Raw genomic sequence first — 20953 nt, 5'->3', positions numbered from 1 at the left:
GGCGTGGCCGCCTTCATCCCAATCGGACGCGCCCGATGACCTCCGAAACGCTCCCTCCCTTCACGCTTCCTGCCACGGCTCCGGTGGCCGAGGCCCGGCCGCACGCCTTCACGATCCACGGCAGCCGGATCGAGGATGACTATGCCTGGCTCAAGGCGGAGAACTGGCGCGAGGTGCTCAAGGACCCGGCAGCGCTCGCCCCCGACATCCGTGACTACCTGAATGCAGAGAATACCTATGCGGAGGCCGCTCTCTCCGAGGCGGGCGCCCTGCGCAAGACGCTCGTCGCCGAGATGCGCGGACGCATCCGCGAGGACGATTCCAGCGTCCCGGAGCCCGACGGGCCCTTCGCCTACTACACGCGCCACCGCGAGGGTGGACAGCACCCGCTGATCTGCCGCCGGCCGCGCACCGTCGTGGTGCTGCCTGGACAGGGCGCGGAGACAGCCGCCGACGGCGGCCCCGAGGAGGGCGAGGCGATCCTACTCGACGGCGACCGGGAGGGCGAAGGCCTCCCCTTCTTCGAGATCGCCGCCGCCGTCCATTCCGACGACCACCGCAGGCTGGCCTGGGGCGCCGACACCAAGGGCTCTGAGCTCTACACCATCCGCGTGCGCGACCTGGGCACCGGCGAGGACGCCTCCGACATTGTCGAGGCGACCTCCGGCGAGGCGGTCTGGAGCGCTGATGGCACCTCCTACTGGTACGTCGCCCTCGACGAGAACCACCGGCCAGCCAAGGTCATGCGCCACCGCCTCGGCACGAGGCAGGCCGACGACATCAAGGTTTACGAGGAGGCCGATCCTGGCTTCTTCGTGCATATCGGCCGGACCCAGTCGGGCCGATATCTCACCGTCACCGCGAGCGATCACGAGACGGCCGAGGTTCATCTCCTCGATCGCGCCGCGCCGGATTCAGCCCTGCTGACCGTCTCACCGCGCGAGCACCGGCTGATCTACTCGGTGGAGCACTGGGCCGACTACCTCGTGATCCTCACCAACGCCGACGGCGCCGAGGATTTCAAGATCGTCACCACGGCTCTCGCCTCGCCGGGCCGGTCCAACTGGCAGGATGCGGTGCCCTATCGAGCCGGCGTGATGATCCGGCACCTGCACGTGCTCGGGAACCACATGGTGCGTCTCGAACTCGAGAATGCCCTGCCCCGCATCGTCGTGCGCGACCTTGCCGGCAATGAGCACACTGTCTCCTTCCCGGAGGAGGCCTACTCGCTTGGCCTGCATTCGGGCTACGAGTTCGAGACGGCGCGCATCCGCTTCACCTATTCCTCGATGACGACGCCGGCCGAGACCTACGACTACGACTGCGTCACCAAGGGCCGCCATCTGCGCAAGCGCCAGGTCGTGCCGAGTGGGCACGAGGCCGGCGACTACGTCACGCGCCGGCTCTTCGCCACGGCGCTGGACGGCGAGCAGGTGCCGATCTCGCTGTTGCATCGGAAGGGCCTGGAGCTCGACGGCAGCGCGCCACTGCTGCTCTACGGCTACGGGTCTTACGGCACGCTGATGCCGGCCTCGTTCAGCACCAATCGGCTGTCGCTGGTCGATCGCGGCTTCGTCTATGCCATCGCCCATATCCGCGGCGGCACCGAGAAGGGCTGGCGCTGGTATCTCGACGGCAAGCGCGAGAAGAAGCCCAACACCTTCTCCGATTTCGTCGCCTGCGGCCGTGCCCTCGTCGAAGCCGGTTACACGTCCGAGAAACGCATCGTTGCCCATGGCGGCAGCGCCGGCGGCATGCTGATGGGCGCGGTGGCGAATCTCGCGCCGGAACTGTTCGCCGGCATCGTCGCCGACGTGCCTTTCGTCGACGTGCTCAACACCATGCTCGACGGAGACCTCCCGCTCACTCCGCCGGAATGGCCCGAATGGGGCAATCCGGCCGAGAGTGAGGAAGCCTGTAAGACCATCCTGTCCTACTCGCCCTACGACAACGTCACGGCCAAGGCCTATCCGGCGATCCTCGCGCTCGGCGGCCTCACCGACCCACGCGTGACGTACTGGGAGCCGGCGAAATGGGTCGCGCGCCTGCGCGCCACCATGACCGGCGGCGGCCCGGTGCTGCTCAAGATCAACATGGAGGCCGGCCATGGCGGAGCCGCCGGGCGTTTCGACCGGCTCGAAGAGGTCGGCTTGATCTACGCCTTCGCGCTGATCGCGGCACGAGCGGCTAGAACCGGCTGATTGCGCGACACACTGTCACCGTCCCTTAACCTAAACCTGCGCGATAGGCAGGACCGGTGGGGTGGCTTGGGGGGACAGGTTTGCGGATCGGACGTCGAGACAAGCTGGTGGCCGTGCTCGTCGCGGCGACTTTCGCCGCAGCTCTTACGCGGTACGCCACGGATCGTGAGCCCGCCGATCCCTGCAAGGCCCATCCGGGCACCTATGCCTGCGCGGTGTTTGCGCAGCCAGAATGGCTGACGCGCCGCGTCTATGCCGGGCGCCCGCAGGCACGGCCGGCCCTGGCCGAGTTGCCCAGCCCGGCAGTCGAAACCCTACCCGTCTCCGCTGAGACCGTGACGGCGCCGGCTCAGGCCACGGCCGACGGGGTCTGAGCCGGGGGCTGCTACCGCGCATCCTGCGGCGGCCGGATGTCAAGTGGCTCGGCTTGAGGCTCGCCGTGCAGACGGCGGGCATCCTCATCCGCGTTCTGGCGATCGCGCGCCTGACGCGCCTGCTCTTCCGCGGCGGCCTGCTGAGCACGCATCCGGGCGATGCGGGCTGCATCCTCGGCGGCCTTGTCTCGGGCAGCCTTCTCCTGCGCTGCTTTCTCCTGCGCCGCCTTCTCCGCTGCGGCCTTGAGAGCGGCAGCGCGGGCCTGGTCCATCTCGATGCGGGCGCGGCGGCGCTGGCGCTCGGCCTGATCGGCCTCGAACTGCTCGATCTTCTCGAGTTCCCGCTGCAGCACCAGGGCTGAGAGACCGTTGGAGAGCGCACCGGACTCGATCTCGCGCCGCGGCGCAGTCAGCAGACCAACGAAGCCGAGCTGAACCGACGGCTTGCCTCCGGACCAGCCCTTTGGCGCGGAGGCCGCGGTGAGGGTGCCGCGGGCCTCGATGCGCTTCGAGCGCAGATCGAGGGTGAAACCGCCGTTCCAGCGCGCCGCGCCGAAGGCGAGGTCGATGGGGCCGCTGCGCAGCGTGCCGCCCCCGAGCGTCACCGGCGTGGTGATCGGCCCCTTGGCCGATAGCGCCCCGGCATCGAACTCGGTCGAGAGGATCGCGGACAGCCGACCCTCGCGCAGGGGATCGTCCTCGGCAAGCGCGCGGGTCAGGGCGCGGTCGACCGCCGAGGGATCGGCGGCCGGCACTGTGATGCTGGCGAGCGTGGCCTCGCCGCTGCCGCCCAGATTGGCCGCAAGCGCGGCCGCGCTGTCGCCGATGCTGCTGTAGCGGAGGCCGAGCGACAGGTTTCCGCGGATCGGGCCTCCGGCCGCCGGCGCTTGAGCGGAGACACCCGAGAGGGCCTCGATCGAGACGCCCGACAAGGCGCCCTCGCCCGACACGCTCGCCCCGCCGCCCTGCCGGGCGATCGTGGCCGAGCCGCTGACTTGCCCGCCCGCGAGGCGGCCGGACAGGTTCTTGATCGTGAGCGCATCGCCGGCGAGCGAGAGTTCGAACGCGGCAGCTTCGGCGGTCAGCTCTCGCCCCAGACCGAGCCGGCCGACCGAGAGCGAGAGATCGGCGCGCGGGCGCACCGGAACGGGCGCGAATCGTGCCTGAGACCAGCCCGCGGAATCGCTGGCATTCACCCGCGGATCGGTCGGCAGGACCAGGGCGGCGGCCAGTCCCGGCAGCGAGAGTGCCCCGAGGCTGGCCTTGCCGGCGAGGCTGCCATCGGCTGCACGGTCGAGGCTCGCCGAGGCGTCGGCCTCGGCAAGGCGCCCGCTCGCCTCGACATGCAGGCCATCGCCCTTGCGCGACAGGGCCAGGGTCAGATCCGCGGGCAATGGACGCGCCACCGCCACTGCGCTGCCCGCAAGGCTCACGAAGGGAGCGCCATCGGACGTCGCCACGCGCAGCGTGCCTGCATCGGGCAGCCCCGAATCCGGTTCGAGCATCAACGGTTTGACCGTGGACAGGTCGAGCCCGGCGACCGTGCCGGCGACGGTGAGGCTCAGCGGGGCCGCACCGCCCGCATCGCGGCGCGCCTTCACGGTGAGGTTCGCGGGCTGGCGCAGGCCCACGATGTCGTCGCGCTTGAACCAGTGCCCGGCACGCGGCGAGGTGATGGTAGCGTCGAGGCTGTCGAGGCGTCCACCGCGCGCGAGCAACGAGCCGTCGACCGTGCTCTCGGTGGCTCGGCCCTTGGCAGTGGTGCGCAGGGTGTCGGCCTCGCCGGCCTCACGCTCCAGGCTCACGTCAAGGTCGAGGGCCCCCTCACGCAGGAAGGCCGGCAGCAGGCGCGCCTCCGGAATCCAAACTCGGTCGAGCAGCGCCAGCAGCGGCGCGGCGGAGGGTGCGCCGACATGGCCGGCGACGCGGCCGGCTCCATCTGGGGCAATGCGGCCGGAGAGCCGGGCGTTCGCCCCAGCGAGGTCGGCGATGTCGAGACGGTCAACTACGAGGCTCGCTCCATCCGACTGGATGCTCGCCGTGATGGTGCCGTTGCCCGAGCGGGGGCCAGCGGGCCCGTAGCGGACGTTGCGCGCTCGGATGGTCAGGCCGACATCATGCCGGTCGAGCGAGGGCAGCAGGCTGCCGAAGGGCGGAAGCTCGGCGATGTCGACGCCCTGCGCCTGGAGATTGGCCTCCAGTCGCCCCCGCATCTTGCCGTCGCCCCGCGTGTAATGGGCATCGCCCGAGAGCCGCGCCTCGCCGAGCGAGAGACGCAGCCCCTTGAGCGAGAGATCGTTTGCCGCCGCCGTGACGTCGGCCGCCGCCTGGATCGGGCGCCCATCGAGCAGCGCGAGGGCCGGCCCCTCGATCCCAAACCGGCGCAGGTAGCGGCCGACGCCCTCGGAATTCGTCGCGTCGACGGCGAGGTGGCCGGTGAAGCGGGGTGAGGCGGCGACGTCCAACTCCCCCGAGGCATCGACCTTGGTCGCGCCGGGCGCGAGGCCGGTGAAGCGGCGCAGGATCAGGCCGCCGGTGCGGTCGAGGGTGCCCTTGAGCTCGAAACTCGACCAGTCTTCGAAGCCGAAGGCGACACTCTCGGCCTTCAGGTCGAGGTCGAGCATCACGGGCAGGGCCGCATCGCCGGAGAGCCGGCGTGCCAGCAGGGCCTGGCCTGCCGAGGAGTAGAGCAGCCCGTCGAGGTTGATCCGGCGGGATTCGAGGCTGAGCCCCGCGCGCCAGGTTCGCAGGTCGAGCTGCCCGGTGCCGGCGAGCCGCACTGCCTGGCCCGTCGGATCGATCTCCGCGTTGACGCTCTCGAAGCGCACCAGGGGTCCGCGCGCCTTGAACTTGCCGGCGAGCGAGAGGGGCAACACCGCGCCGGCATCCTTGGTCGGCGGACCGACCACGACGCGCGCCGAGCCTTCAGCTTCCGGGATCAGGGCACGCATCGCGCCCGGCGCGCCGGGCGCCGAGGGATCGAGGGGCTTCAGGACGAGGCGCGCATCCGCCTCGAAGCGGGGCTGGCGCTCGCCGCCGCCCGAGATCTTTACGGTGGCGCCGTCACCCCCGATCTTCGTGCTGGCGAGGCGGAACGGCACGCCGCCACTGATGCCCTCCATCTGCCAGGGACCGGCGAGTGAGGGCGCCTTGAGCCGCAATGCCTCGACGGCAACCTGTTCCGTGCGGCCGGTGGCCGGGATCAGCGTAGTGACGAGCGCCTGCTGGATGTGCAGGTCTTCGATGACGAGGTCGCGGCCGCCGAGGGCCTCGCCGAGGCTGCCGGGGAGCATCAGCGCATCGCTGCCGTTCACCGGAAGCTTCAACTCGGCACGGCCGATTCGCGTCTCCGTGAAACGGAACTCGCCCTTGAGCAGGGGCGCGAGTGCCAGTTCTGCCTTGACGGAGGAGAGGTCGAGCGACGGCCTGTCCAGACCCTCGCCGAGATGCAGTGCATCGAGACGAAGGCGCGGAGACGGCAGGAGCCGCAGTTCGATCCCACCATCGCTGTGGGCGGGAAGGCCGAGCGAGGCGCTGATCGCCTTGTCGATCAGCGGGCGTCGCGCCGTCCAGTCGAGGAAGGGCGGCGCGGCGAGCGCCGCGATCAGGATCAGGATGACGGCGCCTGCGAGCGCGGTCAGGGTATCACGCACGGCTCGTGTTTCCGGTCACGCCGCCCGCGGGCGGCACCACGAGTCACCCGCGGGCCGAGGCCACCGGCGCTCTACCCTGGCGCTTAGCACGACCTTGCACCACCTGCCTGTGTTCTCGCCGCGTCAGCGCGGTAGATCAGCGATGGCGGCGTCTGATGTAGCCGCCCGGATTGGAGCTGGTGTTGTTGTAGAGCCGATCGGTGGTCCGATGCGCATTCATCTGATTGTTGTTGAAGGTCTGCTGCTGCTGAATGCCGCGCATGGAGTTCTGCTGCTGAAAGGACTGGTTGACGGCGTTCGAGGAGCCGACGCCGCCCGAGAATTGTGCGTTAGCGGGACCGGCGAGGCCCAGCACGACGGCGCATGAAAGGGCGAGCGACGGGACGAAAAACGGGGCGCGCATGGCGGCTCCTTGGAGGATGGGGTTTGGCCGGATAGGTCCGGCTCGTCAGAAACGACGCGCGAGCGGTTGCCGGAGTTCCCAGCCGGCCCTCGACGGCGTTCGCGTTTTGGTCCAGGGATGCCCGGATGAAGCACCAGCCCGACGAGTCGCGCCAGGACGCGCACGACGCCGCGCCCGAGGCCCCCAGCCCCGTCTCCATCACGGCCCGCGCGATGGCGGCGCTGAGGCCAGAGGCGGCGTCCTACCTCAAGGGCTTGAACCCGGAACAGCGCCGCGCCGTCGAGACGACGGAGGGGCCGGTCCTGGTGCTCGCTGGTGCCGGCACTGGCAAGACCCGCGTCCTCACAACGCGGATCGCCCATCTGATCGCGACCGGCCGGGCGCGACCTTACGACATCCTCTCGGTGACCTTCACCAACAAGGCCGCCCGCGAGATGAAACATCGCATCGGCGGGCTTATCGGGCCGGCCGGCGAAGGCATGCCTTGGCTCGGCACCTTCCACGCCATCGGCACCAAGATCCTGCGCCGCCACGCCGAGCTAGTGGGGTTGAGATCGGATTTCACCATCCTCGGCACGGACGACCAGCTTCGGCTGATGAAGCAGGTCATCATCGACCAGAACATCGACGAGAAGCGCTGGCCGGCTCGCTCGCTGGGTCACACCATCGACGGCTGGAAGAACCGTGGCCTCGGCCCCGAACAGGTGCCGCCGGGCGAGGCTCAGGCCTTTGCTTTCGGCAAGGGAGGCGCGCTCTACACCGCCTACCAAGAGCGGTTGAAGACGCTGAACGCCGTCGATTTCGGCGACCTGCTGCTGCTCTGCCTCAAGCTCTGGCGCGAGCATCCGGACATCCTGGAGAATTACCAGGACCGCTTCCGATACATCCTCGTTGACGAGTATCAGGATACGAACGTCGCGCAGTATCTCTGGCTGAGGCTGCTGGCGCAGAAGCGCAAGAACGTCGCCTGCGTCGGCGACGACGACCAGTCGATCTACGGCTGGCGCGGCGCCGAAGTCGACAACATCCTGCGCTTCGAGCACGACTTTCCGGGCGCCGTCGTCGTTCGGCTGGAGCGCAACTACCGCTCCACCGGCCACATCCTCGCCGCCGCCTCTGGCCTCATCGCCAAGAACGAGAGCCGCCTCGGCAAGACGCTGCGCACGGAAGCTGAGCAGGGCGAGCCCGTCACCGTCACCGGAGCCTGGGACTCCGAGGAGGAGGCACGGCTCCTCGGTGAAGAGATCGAGTCCCTCCAGCGCAAGAAACATTCGCTCTCCGAGATCGCGGTGCTGGTGCGCATCTCCGCGCAGATGCGCGAGATCGAGGACCGCTTCGTCCAGCTCGGCCTGCCCTACCGGGTGATCGGCGGTCCGCGCTTCTACGAGCGCGCCGAGATCCGTGACGCGCTGGCCTATCTGCGTGTCACCGCCAATCCGGCCGACGATCTCGCCTTCGAGCGCATTTTCAACACGCCGAAGCGCGGCCTCGGCGATGCGACCTTGCAGACGCTGCACGCCTTCGCCCGCGCCGACCGCATCCCGCTGCTCGCCGCGTCACGGAAGCTGATCGAGACAGACGAGTTGAAGCCGCGCGCCCGCACCATGCTGCGCGGCCTCGTCGAGAGTTTTTCGAGATGGGCGCGGCTCGTCGAGAACCAGCCGCATTCCGAGGTCGCGCAGACGATCCTGGAGGAGTCCGGCTACACCGACATGTGGAAGAAGGACCGTTCGGCCGACGCCGCCGGCCGGCTGGAGAACCTCAAGGAATTCGTCCGCTCGATGGAGGAATTCCCGGACCTCGCCGCCTTCCTCGAACACGTCTCGCTGGTGATGGAAGCGTCCGAGACTGAGGGCGCCGAGCGCGTCTCGCTGATGACGCTCCACGCCGCCAAAGGCCTGGAATTCGATACCGTGTTTCTGCCCGGCTGGGAGGACGGCCTGTTTCCGAACCAACGGGCGCTGGATGAGAGCGGCCGCGCCGGTCTCGAAGAGGAGCGCCGCCTCGCTCATGTCGGCCTCACCCGGGCGCGCAAACGAGCAAAGCTTTCCTTCGCCGTCAATCGCCGGATTCACGGCCTGTGGTCCTCGACCATCCCCTCGCGCTTCATCGACGAGTTGCCGGCGGGCGCCGTCGACGTGATCGACGCCCCGGCGCATTTCTCCGCCGGCGCCTCGCGCTTCGATCGCAACCCGACGCCGTTCGGTTCCTCCTACGCCACCCCGGGCTGGCAGCGCGCTCAGGCGCAGACCGGTCACAAGTTCGGAGGCACCTTCGGCAGCGGCACCGTTGGCCGCTCGGGTGGTCCGCGCCAGATCGAAGGCGAGTTGGTGGCGAAATCCACGGGCTCGGCCTCGGCCTTCACGGGCGGCGCGCGTGTCTTCCACACGAAGTTCGGCCCTGGAACCGTGGCCGGAGTCGATGGCAACAAGCTGACCGTTGACTTCGACAAGGCCGGCCGCAAGATGGTGCTCGACAGCTTCGTCCAAGCGGGATGAGGCGTCCCGCCGAGCCGTTCGCGGCCGGCCGGTATCGCTCCAATGTGGGCGAGCGAGGGCGATGGTGCTGACGGGCGCTCCGTCATTCCGATCCACCTCAGGTGCCGATCCGGCGCCTCCCCTTTCTGCCCCCCGAGAAAAGTCGCTCGCGCTTCGTTCAATTGCCGTCCTGGGGCGACACGCCGGACGCAAGCTCGCGCGACATCTTCCTGACCTGCCGAACGCAACGCCGAGTCACACGCGCGTCGCGCGGCCCTGCGATATCCATTGTCGTCAGGATGTAGTCCACAGCTCTCGCGCGATCAGCGGGAACTGTCGTGATCAGATTGGCTTTGCTTTTGCAAGGTCGCCCAGACCAGATCGGAGAAGGAGCTAGACAGTGTAAGTTCGGACAAGTCGAAAAATCTATCCAGGCTCGGGACATCAAGGTCCAGGTGGAGTGTTGATCGATGAAAAGACGACGCGCACGGCTTGAACTGGTTGAAGATCGTACCCCACGTCTCCATCGCACCCGTTTCGACGAAGAACGCCATCTGGCTCCGATACAACCGCTCACAGAACGACAAGGCGACTACCTCGACGCTCTCTCTTCCTCCCAACAGGTCATCGTCCTAGGACCTGCCGGCACCGGAAAGACCTACATCGCCGGCACCCGCGCCGCGGACCAACTCAGGCAGCGGCGGATCGCCAAGGTCATCATCACCCGCCCCAACGTCGCCTCCGGCCGCAGCCTTGGCTTCTTCCCGGGCAGCCTCGACGAAAAGATTGCCCCCTGGGTCGCCCCCCTTACCGAGACGATGAAAGAGCGAATGGGCGACGCCGCCTTCGAGATTGCTCTCAAGACTGGCGACATCGAGATCGTGCCCTTCGAGGTGATGCGCGGGCGCACCTTTAAGAACTGCCTCGTGATCCTCGACGAGGCGCAGAACACCACCACAGCCGAGATCAAGATGTTCCTGACGCGTATCGGCGACGATTGTCAGGTCATCATCAACGGCGACGTCTCCCAAACCGATCTGCGCGAGACCTCGGGCCTGCGCACGGTGATCCACCTCGTGAAGAGCCGGATGATGAACATCCCGATTGTCGAGTTCACTCTGGACGACATCGTCCGCTCGGGCGCCTGCGCGGAGTGGGTACGGGCTTTCGAGGAGGCCAAACTCTAGACCGGCACCCCGTCGCGTCGACCTTTCTCCGCGCGCTGGAGAAAGGTCGAACGATGTGCATCCGAAATGAAACTGTATCGGGGGTCGCGGTGTTTAGTCCCCGCGAAGGGTTCGTTCTCCGGGCGAGGGCGGCCGAAAAACGAACCCGTCGCTCCATCTTGCAAAAAGAGAACTGGAGTCTCTCGTGAGGAAACTGACTTTCGCTGTGGCCGTGTTGGCCTCTCTCGGCGGTGCTGCCGTCGCGACCTCGGCCTCGGCCGCTCCGGGAGCCCCGATGGGCGTCGCCGCCCCCGAGACCATCACGACGGTGGGCATGCACGACCGCATGGAGCGCCGCATGATGCGCCGGCACATGGAGCGCAAGATGATGCGCCGTCACATGGAGCGTCGCATGATGCATCGTCATATGATGCAGCGCCACATGCATCGCATGTGATCGGCGGAAACGGGGCCCTTCGGGGCCCCTTTCTTTATGGAGTTTCGCACGACCTCGGGAGAATACGCCCGAGAATCTCCTTCCGAACAACTTGCAAATATCTCTGCCCGATTGTCGCGCAAAGGCGCGCGCCAAGATGCCGGACGACGATGGATGTGATTTCATCGTGGGGGTTCGCGGGGAATCCGGGTAGACCGTGTATTCGGCTGCGCTCTCGCTCGCCGGCGAATGGTGCGTGGCGACGGGTTGATGGTCTACGCTAAAGCTCCGGCTGCCCCTTTCGCAGCGATGCCGATCCGTGATCAGACCTCATCGACGGTCAGTGACAACGTCGCCTTGAACACCACCTTGTCATCCTCATCCCGAACCGCGGCGACGTAGCCGTGCTCGCTGCCATCGCCGAGGTGAACCCTCGATACGTCGGCGAGCGTAGACAGTGCCTCCTGCCGGGCGTCCCCAAATTGCGGGTAGTCCGCTCCGTCATCATCGCGGGCGATCGTGTCCCCCGCCCTGATGTCGATAAAGAAGCGTGGCATGCGCGGCTCCCATTCTGGCCTACACGACCAAGCTCTATGATGTGGATTAAGTTTCGGTCCGGTTTCGGACCCATATTGCGCTAGCAACTGCCAAGAACAGGGGAAATCGAGACGTCTGATTGATGTTATCGTGACGATTTCGACGCCGCCACATGTAGGTCACGGGCGCCGATTCATTCGCAGCCTTCACAAGATGCCGTCGTTGGAAACCAGTGCTGCATCTCAACGACGGGATCGTCCCTCGGACATCAACCGACAGACGCTATGCCGCGCGACGTCTTCGACGTCGACGACGGTGGAGCGCGCCTCGACGACGAGGGCTGCAACTGCACGTCGCTTCCGCATGCGCGGGATGTCGCCTTCGAGCCCCGCGTCCAGCCCTTTCGATCGGAGATCGATCGACCGGTCAGCGGCGTACTGACGGTCACGGTTCGGGAGGTCGGACCGCTCCGGCTCTAGCGGTGCAGCTCACCTTACAGGTCGCGGATCCTCAGGAGCCTGAGGGATCGGCGTAGCCTTCGCCTCAGTTCTTGGCGCGGGGCTTCTCATCCTTGGCGGCAGGCGCGGCTGCGTCAGCGTGGCGCTTCGGCGCCTCCGTCTTCTTCGAGGTCGCAGCGGTCTCGGTGACCTCCCTGACACGCATCGCGTGCCGTGCGGCGATCCGCGTCGACGGCGTTGCCGAGGCAGGCTTCTCATCCGCCGGTGCAGCGTCCGCGATGGGCGCGGGAGCGGCCGGCGCCGCTTCGGGCTTACCGAACAGATTGCCGAGGAGCTTCTTGTAAGTCGCCGGATCACCTTCGGCATCGGCCACTGCGATACGGGCGGGAGCGGCCGGCTTCGTCTCCGTTGCCGCATCCTGGGAGGCCAGCAGGGTCGGTCCCTTCACGACGGGCTCGAGCTTGCCCTTGGCACTTTTCGTCGCGAGGGCCGAGGCGGCCGCCTTGGTCGGGCCGGGCGCGGCGGGCGAGGCTGTCGCGACGAGGATCGGACGTCCCTTGGCGTCGATCTCGATCTCCTGCGGGCCGGCGGCGAGGCTCTCGGGGCGGCTTACTTCGCCGAGATTGTGGCGCGCGTAGTCCTTAGCCGAGTAGGCGAGTTCCTTGTCCTTGTCGGACTCCGTCAGCGCGGCGAAGCTGCTCTGCGGCAGCTGCTGACGGAACACCGGGTTGCCCGAGCCGTCCTGGTAGACGACACGGGTGGCCTTCTCGCCCTTTGCGACGAGTTCGGCGATCTGCCGGTTATCATTCTCGCGCTTCTCAGCCACCAGCGGGTCGACTCGCGGCGTGCAGGAACCGGCGGCAACGTCCGAGCCGCCGAAGACGTATTTCGTGCCGCAGGCCGCAGTACGGGGCTCCTCCTTCAGGGCCTCGAAATAGTCCGAGCCCTCCTTGAGGTTCCGCCAGAACGGCGCGTTCGGATCGTTGCGGAACTTGGCCATGTTCGTGGCCGTCATCCGGAACGGGTAGGACTGGAACTGAAAGGCGCGCTGACCGCCCTGGAAGGCGTCGCGGGCGATGGCGTAGACCTCGGACATCGAGGCGTCGGTCATGGCGAAGCAGCCGGCCGACGAACAGGTGCCGTGCACCATGATGTATTTGCCGGTGCCGCCCTTGGCTCGGTCGACCGCGTTCGGATAGCCGACATCGAAGGACAGGTAGTAGGCCGAGTTCGGGTTCATCTGGCCCGGAGTGATTGTGTAGAAACCCTCGGGGGCCTGACGGTCGCCTTCCTTGAGCTTCGGACCGAGCTGGCCGGACCAGCGACAGATCGGGAAGGTCTTGAGAAGGGCGTACTGGCCGCTGGAATTGCGTTTCCAGACCTCCATCTCCGCTTCCTTCTTGTAGGCGCGGATGAGGATGGGATCGGACGGGCTCATGCCTTTGGTCTGCATGAGTGCAACGGTCTGGGCCGGGATCGGTGTCAGGCTTCGGGTCGAAACTCCGCCGAGCATGCCGCTGTCCTGGCAGGCTCCGAGGGACAACGCCACCGCGACGAGACCGGCAACCGCGAACGGACGCACAGACATGGGGGACCCCGTTTGCATGCGCCCGCAGACCTTTCGGCCGAGCGGCGCCACTCCCCAACCCAATAGCCCCGTTAGACTTACCCGGATGTTACCTCAAGGAATTGAGAGGGCCCGGCGCTGAAAGGTCGACCAGTGTGGTGAGCCGGCATCACTGCAGATGCTTTCGGGCGAAAGCGGGGCCGTTACAGCATTCCCGAGTCTTCGCGGTCGACCTGTGCAAAACTCGCGCAGCCGGAGACTCTGCAAACACTTGCGCCGGGAGGGCGCCTCAGAGCTTGCGGCCGATCTCCAGGAATTTCGCGGCGCGCTGATCGCGGATCTCGTCCGCGCCAAGCCCGTCGAAAGCGGCCAGGGCCGAGGCGATGGCTGCGCCCGTCTCGGAAATCGCCGCGTCGCGGTCGCGATGCGCGCCGCCGGTGGCCTCAGGGATGATGCCGTCGATGATGCCGAGCCGCAGGAGATCCTGCGCCGTGATCTTCATGGCGGTGGCCGCGTCGTGCGCCCGACCCTGGTCGCGCCACAGGATCGAGGCCGCGCCCTCCGGCGAGATCACGCCGTAGATGGCGTGCTCCAGCATCAGCACGTGGTTGGCGGTGGCGAGCGCGATGGCGCCGCCCGAACCGCCTTCGCCGATCACGATCGCGACATTGGGCACGCCCAGCGCCAGGCAGGCCTGGGTCGAGCGGGCAATGGCCTCGGCCTGGCCACGCTCCTCCGCCTCGATGCCCGGGAAGGCGCCGGCCGTGTCGACGAAGGCGATGACCGGCAGGCCGAAGCGGTCGGCGGTCTCCATCAGACGCACCGCCTTACGGTAGCCCTCCGGCCGGGCCATGCCGAAATTGTGGCGCAGGCGCGCCTCGGTGGTCGCGCCCTTCTCCTGGCCGAGCACCAGCACCGGTTGGCCCTTGAAGCGACCGAAGCCGCCGACGATGGCCTCGTCCTCGCCGAAGGTGCGGTCACCCGCGAGCGGCGTGAAGTCCTGGATCAGCCCTGCGCAGTAATCCACGAAGTGAGGACGCTGCGGGTGGCGGGCCACCTGCGTCTTCTGCCAGGGCGTCAGGTTCGCGTAGATCTCCTGCAGCGCGATCGCGGCCTTGCCCTCGAGCCGGCCAATATCGTCGGCGATCGAGACGGCGCCGTCGCGCTCACCAAGCGCTCGCAATTCTTCAAGCTTCGCCTCGAGCTCGGCGACCGGCTTCTCGAAATCCAGGTAGGAACGCGTCGCCATGGGTCGCCAGCCAGCCCCTCGTGGTTCCGGCGCCCAAGCCGGATGGATACTGCTCCGCCAGGCGTGAGCCGAGACGGAACTCCGAGCCGGCTCCACGATCGGCCTCACGGAACGGCGCGAGGTGTTGGCGAAGCGCGTCCGGGTGTCAACCGCCGAGGGACGAAGCTGTAGCCCCTAGTCGCCCACATCCCTGCGTGCGGTGCGTCATCCGGCCATCACCGGATCCTCCGGAGAGTCTTTAGAACCAAGCCCGCTGCGAGCAATTGTGTCGCCTGTCTTCGAGTTCGCTGAAAGCTCGGTTACGACGAAGCGCGTCACATGACCGTCGACTTCACGCTGCCCGTCGGGCAGGTGCTGCACGATTCTCTCGCCTGAACATGGAGCCCGCCATGACCCTGAAATCCAAGGTAGCCGTCGTCACCGGCTCGACCAGCGGCATCGGTCTCGCCATCGCCAAGGGCTTCGCGGCCGAGGGCGCGAATGTCGTCATCAACGGCTTCGGCAAGCCCGAGGACATCGAGCGCGAACGCGCCGGGATCGAAAGCGGATACGGCGTCAAGGCACTCTATTCAGCGGCCGACATGACGAAGCCCGAGGACATCGCCAGCGTGATCAAGCTCGCCGAGACCGAACTCGGCGGCGTCGACGTGCTGGTCAACAATGCCGGCATCCAGTTCGTCTCGCCAATCGAGGACTTCCCGCCGGAGAAGTGGGAGCAAATCATCGCGATCAACCTCTCTTCGGCCTTCTACGCCATGCATCACGCGATCCCTCTGATGAAGGCGAAGAAGTGGGGCCGGATCATCAACACGGCCTCAGCGCACTCTCTCGTCGCCTCTCCTTTCAAGTCGGCCTATGTCGCGGCCAAGCATGGCATCGCCGGTCTGACCAAGACCGCAGCGCTCGAGACCGCATCATCGGGCATCACCGTGAACTGCATCTCGCCGGGCTATGTCTGGACCCCTCTCGTCGAGAGCCAGATCCCGGACACGATGAAGGCCCGCGGCCTGACCAAGGAGCAGGTCATCAACGATGTGCTGCTGCATGCCCAGCCGACCAAGCAGTTCGTCACTGTGGAGCAGGTTGCGGCGCTCGCCGTCTTCCTGTGCTCGGATGCGGCGAGCCAGATCACCGGCGCCAACATCCCGATCGATGGCGGCTGGACGGCTCAGTAAGCGTGCAGAGATGAGTTTCGGCAAAGGCGCGCAATCCGATCGCGAGCCGTTGTCGTTCCTGCGCATAAGAAAGCAGCGGGGCTTTCACCCCGCCGCTGCTTCAACGTCAACCGTCTTGACCGGCTCAGGCGGCCGGACCACCTGCCGTCGTCCCGTATTGCGGGAACTCGCGCTCCGGCTGGGAGGCGTTGCCGCCCTTGGCGGAGCTGTCGATCGCGCGCTCCTGCCAGGCCGGCTGCGAATGATCATGACGGTCCTGAGCGAATGCAGTCATGGGGGCGCTTAAGGTCAGCGCGAAAGCTGCGGCAGCTGCAACAATACGAGTGTTCATCACGGAGTCCTCTTAAAAGGCGCGGTCTCCGGCTTTGTTCGGGGGCCGTGTCTGCTTCAGTGACCCTGATATGCACCTCGAAACGCGATTGCGTCGTGCGGTCGCGCACGCAACCATTCCCTCACAACATCCAAACCGCCGCGAGGCCACGAGCACATGAACTCAGCGCATCGACTTCGCGGTGTCTACGGCTCGCCGGCATCGTAGCGGGCTTGAGCGCCGGCGATCCGGTCGATGTGTTGAAACGCCCAGGTCCCGAGGGCCTCGACCGGCTCAGCCAGCGAATGGCCCATCGCCGTGAGTTCGTAATCCACCCGCGGCGGGATCGACGGCGTCACGGTTCGCGTGACGAGGCCGTCTCGTTCGAGGTTGCGCAGCGTCAGCGTCAACATCCGCTGCGAGATGCCATCGATCCCTCTTTTGAGTTCGCTGAATCTCAGCGATCGGTGCCGCAGCGACATGATGACGAGCACACTCCACTTGTCGCCGATCCGGGAAAGGACTTGCGAGATCTTCAGGCACTCATCGGATCGATGGACAACAGGCTCAGTCACATCCGTGTAACCTCGGTATCATTGATGTGCGTTCTTGCGTAGCTGACGGGGTTCATATCAGATATCGGTCACCAAAGAGAACCAGGTACCGATATGAAACTCCTCCACATCGACAGCAGCATCCTCGGCGCCGGCTCGGTGTCGCGAGAGCTCTCGGCCCTCGTCGTGGCCCGCCTGACGAAGGGCGGCCAGGCCGAGGTCATCTATCGCGATCTTGCCATCGACGACCTGCCGCATCTCCTGCCGGCGACCCTGCCGTCCGCTCATCCGCTCTCGGCCGCGGCCGGCCCCCTCGAAGGCGCTGCGCAGGCCACGCGTGCGACGAGCGACCGGATCCTCGAGGAATTCCTTGCAGCCGATACCGTCGTGATCGGCGTCCCGGTCTATAATTTCTCGATCCCCTCCCAGCTTAAGGCCTGGATCGATCGCATCGTGGTGCCGGGCAAGACCTTCCGCTACGGTGAAAGTGGAGCGGAAGGTCTCGCAAGCGGCAAGCGTGTGATCGTGGCGTTGACCCGCGGCACGTTGTTCGGCACCGAGGCGGCTCGCGCATCGGCCGAGCATGCCGAGAGCTACCTGCGCACCGTGCTCGGCTTCATCGGGATCACAGATCCCGAATTCGTCCTCGCCGAAGGTTTGGCGACAGGCGAGCCCAATAAAGCCAAGGGATTGGCCACCGCCCGCGACGCCATCGATCAAATCGCCGCCTGAGGAAGGGCGACGCGGAGAGCCGTCTCAGTTCGTCGGCTCGCCCGCAGCCACCTTCGCGGTCCAGTCGTCGAAGGCGATGACGGTCTGGTGCTGCTCGCCCAGGCCGTCGATGCGCAGCACCATCTCATCACCGGACTTGAGATAGCGCGGCGGCTTCATGCCCAGGCCGACGCCCGGCGGCGTGCCCGTGGTGATGATGTCGCCGGGCTCCAGCATCATGAAGTGCGAGACGTAGGCGACGAGCTGGGCCACGTCGAAGATCATGGTCGCGGTCGAGCCGGTCTGCATGCGCCGGCTGTTGACGTCGAGGCTCATCGATAGGTTGTTGAGATCCGGGATCTCGTCGAGGGTGACCAGCCATGGCCCCAGCGGCCCGAAGGTCGGGCAGCCCTTGCCCTTGGTCCAGGTACCGCCGCGCTCCATCTGGAATTCGCGCTCGGATACGTCGTTCATGATGCAAGCGCCGGCTACGTAGTCGAGCGCCTCGTTGGCGTGGACGTAGCTTGCCCGCGCACCGATCACCACGGCGAGTTCGATCTCCCAATCCGTCTTGGCCGAACCCTTTGGCAGAATGACCGGATCGTTCGGCCCGGACAGGCAGGACGGCGCCTTGTTGAACAGGATCGGCTCGGATGGGATCGCCGCGCCGGTCTCGGCGGCGTGGTCGGAGAAGTTCAGGCCGATTGCCACGATGTTGCGCGTGCCACCGACGCAGGGGCCGAGCCGGGTGCCCGCTGGCACCACTGGCAACGTCTGCGGATCGATCATGCGCAACCGGTCGAGAGCCTGACGCGACAGGCACGGTCCGGCGATGTCCCGCACCGAGCCCGAAAGGTCGCGCAACGTCCCACCCGAATCGACGAGGCCGGGCTTCTCCTCGCCGGCAGCCCCGTGACGGATCAACTTCATCGCACTTCCTCACCTGTTCGCTTCCGGATGACCATGGCCGGGGCCCCTTGGCGGTGCAAGCACGGCCGGGCGTGGCAGCTGGGCCACATCGGCGTGGCGGAAGCACCACAGGCCGGAATCAAAGTGCGTGGAGCCCGTTTTTGCGGCCGGCGGCCTGCACAATATCGCGTGAAGTTTACATATGAACCAAATCTGCAAACGTTCTGCCAGCAACAGCTAAACAAGGATACGCAGCGCTTTCGTATAGTTAACGAAGAATTAATACTTGCCGGCCCTAAGCTGTCGACAGGATTGTAAAGTTTTGAACAAACCGGCATCGTTGCCGGCAAGGTGCCAGCCCGGTCGAGAAGCGACCAGGGATACGAGCACCACTGAAGCGGCTTGGGGACGTAGTCATGATCGGCAGGATTGGTTTGCTCGCTTTAGCGGGCGTTTCGGCTCTCAGCCTCACCACGGGTGCGCAGGCGGGCGCATTCGGTCTGCGCGAGCAGAGCGCCGAAGCGCAGGGCCAGTCCTTCGCGGGCGCCGCGTCGGGCTCCGGCGGTGTCTCGTCGATGTTCTGGAACCCCGCCGTCATCACGATGCGGCCGAGCTGGGTCTCGGAGCAGAACCTCACCTATATCGGCCTGCACGCTGACATTAAGCCGATCGCGGGGGCGACGAACCCCAGCTACCTGCCTCTCGGCGGATCGGGCGATATCGGCGTCGACGCCGTTGCTCCAGCCGGCGCCACCTCCTACCAGCTCAACGACAGGCTCTGGATCGGCTTGCAGACCGGCGCGCCGTTCGGGCTCGTCACGAATCCGCGCAAGGTCTGGGCCGGCGAAACGCTCGGCCGTTCCTCGCGGATCTTCAGCCTCGCCTTCAATCCGGTGATTGCCTACAAGGTCAATGACTGGCTCTCGGTCGCCGCAGGACCGAATATCGAATATTTCCGTCTCACGCTGCGCTCGGCGATCCCGGCGATCCCGGCTCTCGGCGTGCTTCCTTCGAATGCACCAAGCACTGCCCTGAAGGGCGATTCCTGGGGTGTCGGCTTCACCGCAGGCGCCACCATCACGCCGTGGAGCGGCACCGTGCTCGGCGTCGGCTACCGCTCGTCGGTTCACCACGACATCGACGGCTCGCTAGTCCTGCCGGTGCTGCCCGGCAGCGGCCCGGTCAAGGCGAAACTCAACACACCCGAGAAGCTCAGCGTCGGCCTGACCCAGGCGATCAGCCCGGTGATGCGCATCAATCTCGGCTTCGAATGGGACAACTGGTCTCGGGTCGGCACCATCCCGGTGATCTCGCAGATCACCGGCGGCGTCGCGACCATCCTGCCGCTGAACTTCAAGGACGGCTACACCTACTCGATCGGTGCCGAGTACGACTGGTCGCCCGCCTTCACGGTCCGTGCCGGCTTCTCGTACGAGGAGTCGCCGGTCGACACCCGGAACCGCTCCGTGCGCCTTCCGGACAACGACCGCTACGGTCTCTCGGTCGGCGCTGGGTATCGCTGGAGTGAGAACCTGACCTTGAATGCGGCCTACACTCACCTGTTCCTCAACAGGAGCAGGGTCAATGGCGGCCCCGGCTTCAACTACGACAACTTCGGTATCGCCTTTGCCGGCCTGGTCGATGCGAGCGCCGACATCGTCTCCGTCGGCTTCCGCTACACGTTCGGCGCACCGCCCGCACCGATGCCGGCACCGATCGTCCGCAAGTTCTGACCGCAAACTCTCGACATCGACAAACAGCGTAAGGCCCCGAGGAAAACTTCGGGGCCTTTTTCATTCGTGTCTGGGAATACCATCGCGAAGCGATCAGCCTGTCGCGCTCGCAGTGTCGGGCCGTCGACGCCGCGCAGGAGCCCCGCATGATCGTCGGCCAGATGGCCTTCCTCACCGCCGCCCTGTTCACGGGGGCCGCCTTCTACGTCGGCGCTGTCGAGCAGCCGGCCCGGCTCGTCCTCGACGACCGCGCGATGCTGAGCCAGTGGAAGCCGTCCTACAAGCGGGCGACGGTGATGCAGGCCTCGCTCGTCGTCCTCAGCTTCTGTCTCGGCTTCGCAGCTTGGATCCAACAGGACAGGCTTGGCTGGATCGCCGGAGCGCTGCTGATGCTCGCCAACCTGCCCGTGACCTTCCGGCTGATCATGCCGGTCAACAAGCGGCTGATGGCAACCGACCCGGCCGAGGCGGGGCCCGAAACCCGCGCGCTGATCCTGCGCTGGGGGGCGCTGCACGCGATCCGCACCGCCCTCGGGATCGCGGCGGCTATGGCCTATGCGACGGCTGCACTGGCGTGAGCATCAGTAGGCGTCGGTGCCGCGCCGCCGCTGCGCATCGACGCTGAGCGGGCCGGGGCCGGCGACGGCGATGTAGAGGAAGACGAAGCAGAACAGGATCGCAGCGTCACCCCCGTTGAGCGCAGGGAAGAAGCTCTTCGGCGCGTGAGCGAGAAAATAAGCCACCGCCATCTCGCCGGAGAGGATGAAGGCCACGGGCCGGCTGAACAGCCCGATCACGAGGAGCGCGCCGCCGACGAGTTCGAGAACGCCCGCGATCCACGGCAGCGAGAACATCGCCGGGTTCATGCTGCTCGCCGGAAAGCCGAGGATCTTCTGCGTGCCGTGAGCCATGAAGACCAGGGCGGCGACGATCCGCAGGATGCTGAGCATCCGCGGGGCCCAGGTTACGGTGATCGCCCTGACATCCATTCGACATACGCTCCGAAGACATGGGTGGGCCCCTCGACTCGACCTATGTCA

The 20953-nt window shown here is 66.6% G+C and carries 20 protein-coding genes; 10 read left to right on the top strand and 10 right to left on the bottom strand.

Annotation, left to right across the window (positions count from 1 at the left end; all coding sequences use genetic code 11):
• Positions 1-35 precede the first annotated feature (35 nt).
• Both MGN01_RS00610 and MGN01_RS00605 read left to right on the top strand, forming a co-directional pair.
• Positions 36-2201, top strand: coding sequence for a S9 family peptidase (locus MGN01_RS00610; protein ID WP_147044633.1), 2166 nt, complete (start codon positions 36-38; stop codon positions 2199-2201).
• Positions 2202-2308: 107 nt separating this feature from the next.
• Positions 2309-2575 (top strand): hypothetical protein, encoded by a 267-nt coding sequence (locus tag MGN01_RS00605; protein WP_147044632.1) that lies wholly within the window; start codon positions 2309-2311, stop codon positions 2573-2575.
• Positions 2576-2586: 11 nt separating this feature from the next.
• Here the strand turns inward: MGN01_RS00605 and MGN01_RS00600 are convergent, their stop codons facing one another.
• Entirely contained in the window at positions 2587-6228 is a 3642-nt protein-coding gene (locus tag MGN01_RS00600) for an AsmA family protein (RefSeq protein WP_147044631.1), read from the bottom strand.
• Between the two features lie 136 nt (positions 6229-6364).
• A complete protein-coding gene (locus tag MGN01_RS00595) occupies positions 6365-6631 on the bottom strand; it encodes a hypothetical protein (protein WP_147044630.1) in 267 nt (88 codons plus the stop codon).
• Between the two features lie 125 nt (positions 6632-6756).
• On the opposite strand from MGN01_RS00595, the gene MGN01_RS00590 reads away from it, so the two are divergent.
• The 3 genes from MGN01_RS00590 to MGN01_RS00580 all read left to right on the top strand — a co-directional run bounded on the left by MGN01_RS00590 (position 6757) and on the right by MGN01_RS00580 (position 10731).
• The gene (locus tag MGN01_RS00590) at positions 6757-9129 is read left to right on the top strand and encodes an ATP-dependent helicase (RefSeq protein WP_147044629.1); all 2373 of its coding nucleotides are present in this window, start codon (positions 6757-6759) and stop codon (positions 9127-9129) included.
• Between the two features lie 449 nt (positions 9130-9578).
• Positions 9579-10295 (top strand): PhoH family protein, encoded by a 717-nt coding sequence (locus MGN01_RS00585; protein WP_147044628.1) that lies wholly within the window; start codon positions 9579-9581, stop codon positions 10293-10295.
• 184 nt (positions 10296-10479) lie between these two features.
• A complete protein-coding gene (locus MGN01_RS00580; RefSeq protein ID WP_147044627.1) occupies positions 10480-10731 on the top strand; it encodes a hypothetical protein in 252 nt (83 codons plus the stop codon).
• 302 nt (positions 10732-11033) lie between these two features.
• Here MGN01_RS00580 and MGN01_RS00575 read toward each other — a convergent pair whose 3' ends face one another.
• The gene (locus MGN01_RS00575; protein WP_147044626.1) at positions 11034-11267 is read right to left on the bottom strand and encodes a DUF6894 family protein; all 234 of its coding nucleotides are present in this window, start codon (positions 11265-11267) and stop codon (positions 11034-11036) included.
• Between the two features lie 264 nt (positions 11268-11531).
• On the opposite strand from MGN01_RS00575, the gene MGN01_RS00570 reads away from it, so the two are divergent.
• A complete protein-coding gene (locus MGN01_RS00570) occupies positions 11532-11726 on the top strand; it encodes a hypothetical protein (protein WP_147044625.1) in 195 nt (64 codons plus the stop codon).
• A 64-nt stretch (positions 11727-11790) separates the two neighbouring features.
• Here the strand turns inward: MGN01_RS00570 and MGN01_RS00565 are convergent, their stop codons facing one another.
• From MGN01_RS00565 to MGN01_RS23375, 3 genes are all read right to left on the bottom strand, one after another.
• Positions 11791-13293 (bottom strand): L,D-transpeptidase family protein, encoded by a 1503-nt coding sequence (locus tag MGN01_RS00565; RefSeq protein ID WP_147044624.1) that lies wholly within the window; start codon positions 13291-13293, stop codon positions 11791-11793.
• 268 nt (positions 13294-13561) lie between these two features.
• On the bottom strand, positions 13562-14521 hold the full coding sequence (locus MGN01_RS00560) for an acetyl-CoA carboxylase carboxyltransferase subunit alpha (protein WP_147044623.1): 960 nt from the start codon (positions 14519-14521) through the stop codon (positions 13562-13564).
• Positions 14522-14725: 204 nt separating this feature from the next.
• On the bottom strand, positions 14726-14881 hold the full coding sequence (locus tag MGN01_RS23375; RefSeq protein WP_170245818.1) for a hypothetical protein: 156 nt from the start codon (positions 14879-14881) through the stop codon (positions 14726-14728).
• Positions 14882-14910: 29 nt separating this feature from the next.
• Between MGN01_RS23375 and MGN01_RS00555 the strand changes: the two genes are divergently transcribed.
• Entirely contained in the window at positions 14911-15696 is a 786-nt protein-coding gene (locus MGN01_RS00555) for a 3-hydroxybutyrate dehydrogenase (protein WP_147044622.1), read from the top strand.
• Between the two features lie 124 nt (positions 15697-15820).
• On the opposite strand, the gene MGN01_RS00550 is transcribed toward MGN01_RS00555, so the two are convergent.
• Together MGN01_RS00550 and MGN01_RS00545 are read right to left on the bottom strand one after the other, a co-directional pair.
• Positions 15821-15970, bottom strand: a complete 150-nt coding sequence (locus MGN01_RS00550) for a hypothetical protein (RefSeq protein ID WP_238257683.1) — start codon at positions 15968-15970, stop codon at positions 15821-15823.
• A 242-nt stretch (positions 15971-16212) separates the two neighbouring features.
• Positions 16213-16581, bottom strand: a complete 369-nt coding sequence (locus MGN01_RS00545) for a winged helix-turn-helix transcriptional regulator (protein ID WP_147044620.1) — start codon at positions 16579-16581, stop codon at positions 16213-16215.
• Positions 16582-16674: 93 nt separating this feature from the next.
• Between MGN01_RS00545 and MGN01_RS00540 the strand changes: the two genes are divergently transcribed.
• The gene (locus MGN01_RS00540) at positions 16675-17292 is read left to right on the top strand and encodes an FMN-dependent NADH-azoreductase (RefSeq protein ID WP_147044619.1); all 618 of its coding nucleotides are present in this window, start codon (positions 16675-16677) and stop codon (positions 17290-17292) included.
• A 24-nt stretch (positions 17293-17316) separates the two neighbouring features.
• On the opposite strand, the gene MGN01_RS00535 is transcribed toward MGN01_RS00540, so the two are convergent.
• The gene (locus MGN01_RS00535; RefSeq protein ID WP_147044618.1) at positions 17317-18201 is read right to left on the bottom strand and encodes a fumarylacetoacetate hydrolase family protein; all 885 of its coding nucleotides are present in this window, start codon (positions 18199-18201) and stop codon (positions 17317-17319) included.
• Positions 18202-18596: 395 nt separating this feature from the next.
• On the opposite strand from MGN01_RS00535, the gene MGN01_RS00530 reads away from it, so the two are divergent.
• Positions 18597-19913 (top strand): OmpP1/FadL family transporter, encoded by a 1317-nt coding sequence (locus tag MGN01_RS00530; protein ID WP_147044617.1) that lies wholly within the window; start codon positions 18597-18599, stop codon positions 19911-19913.
• 146 nt (positions 19914-20059) lie between these two features.
• The gene (locus tag MGN01_RS00525) at positions 20060-20491 is read left to right on the top strand and encodes an anthrone oxygenase family protein (protein WP_147044616.1); all 432 of its coding nucleotides are present in this window, start codon (positions 20060-20062) and stop codon (positions 20489-20491) included.
• Between the two features lie 3 nt (positions 20492-20494).
• Here the strand turns inward: MGN01_RS00525 and MGN01_RS00520 are convergent, their stop codons facing one another.
• Entirely contained in the window at positions 20495-20902 is a 408-nt protein-coding gene (locus tag MGN01_RS00520) for a DoxX family protein (RefSeq protein WP_147044615.1), read from the bottom strand.
• Positions 20903-20953: the final 51 nt, after the last annotated feature.

It is taken from the genome of Methylobacterium gnaphalii (genome assembly GCF_007992215.1).
Classification (GTDB): domain Bacteria; phylum Pseudomonadota; class Alphaproteobacteria; order Rhizobiales; family Beijerinckiaceae; genus Methylobacterium; species Methylobacterium gnaphalii.
This window is presented reverse-complemented; position numbering and strand designations above follow the sequence as displayed.

Excerpts from the sequence above, each read along its gene's own strand:
- MGN01_RS00575 (WP_147044626.1), bottom strand. The coding sequence starts at position 11,267 with ATGCCACGCTTCTTTATCGACATCAGGGCGGGGGACACGATCGCCCGC.
- MGN01_RS00570 (WP_147044625.1), top strand. The coding sequence starts at position 11,532 with ATGCCGCGCGACGTCTTCGACGTCGACGACGGTGGAGCGCGCCTCGAC.
- MGN01_RS00520 (WP_147044615.1), bottom strand. The coding sequence starts at position 20,902 with ATGGATGTCAGGGCGATCACCGTAACCTGGGCCCCGCGGATGCTCAGC.
- MGN01_RS00555 (WP_147044622.1), top strand. The coding sequence starts at position 14,911 with ATGACCCTGAAATCCAAGGTAGCCGTCGTCACCGGCTCGACCAGCGGC.
- MGN01_RS00540 (WP_147044619.1), top strand. The coding sequence starts at position 16,675 with ATGAAACTCCTCCACATCGACAGCAGCATCCTCGGCGCCGGCTCGGTG.
- MGN01_RS00610 (WP_147044633.1), top strand. The coding sequence starts at position 36 with ATGACCTCCGAAACGCTCCCTCCCTTCACGCTTCCTGCCACGGCTCCG.
- MGN01_RS00595 (WP_147044630.1), bottom strand. The coding sequence starts at position 6,631 with ATGCGCGCCCCGTTTTTCGTCCCGTCGCTCGCCCTTTCATGCGCCGTC.
- MGN01_RS00525 (WP_147044616.1), top strand. The coding sequence starts at position 20,060 with ATGATCGTCGGCCAGATGGCCTTCCTCACCGCCGCCCTGTTCACGGGG.
- MGN01_RS00590 (WP_147044629.1), top strand. The coding sequence starts at position 6,757 with ATGAAGCACCAGCCCGACGAGTCGCGCCAGGACGCGCACGACGCCGCG.
- MGN01_RS00550 (WP_238257683.1), bottom strand. The coding sequence starts at position 15,970 with ATGACTGCATTCGCTCAGGACCGTCATGATCATTCGCAGCCGGCCTGG.
- MGN01_RS00530 (WP_147044617.1), top strand. The coding sequence starts at position 18,597 with ATGATCGGCAGGATTGGTTTGCTCGCTTTAGCGGGCGTTTCGGCTCTC.
- MGN01_RS00585 (WP_147044628.1), top strand. The coding sequence starts at position 9,579 with ATGAAAAGACGACGCGCACGGCTTGAACTGGTTGAAGATCGTACCCCA.
- MGN01_RS00560 (WP_147044623.1), bottom strand. The coding sequence starts at position 14,521 with ATGGCGACGCGTTCCTACCTGGATTTCGAGAAGCCGGTCGCCGAGCTC.
- MGN01_RS00565 (WP_147044624.1), bottom strand. The coding sequence starts at position 13,293 with ATGTCTGTGCGTCCGTTCGCGGTTGCCGGTCTCGTCGCGGTGGCGTTG.
- MGN01_RS00535 (WP_147044618.1), bottom strand. The coding sequence starts at position 18,201 with ATGAAGTTGATCCGTCACGGGGCTGCCGGCGAGGAGAAGCCCGGCCTC.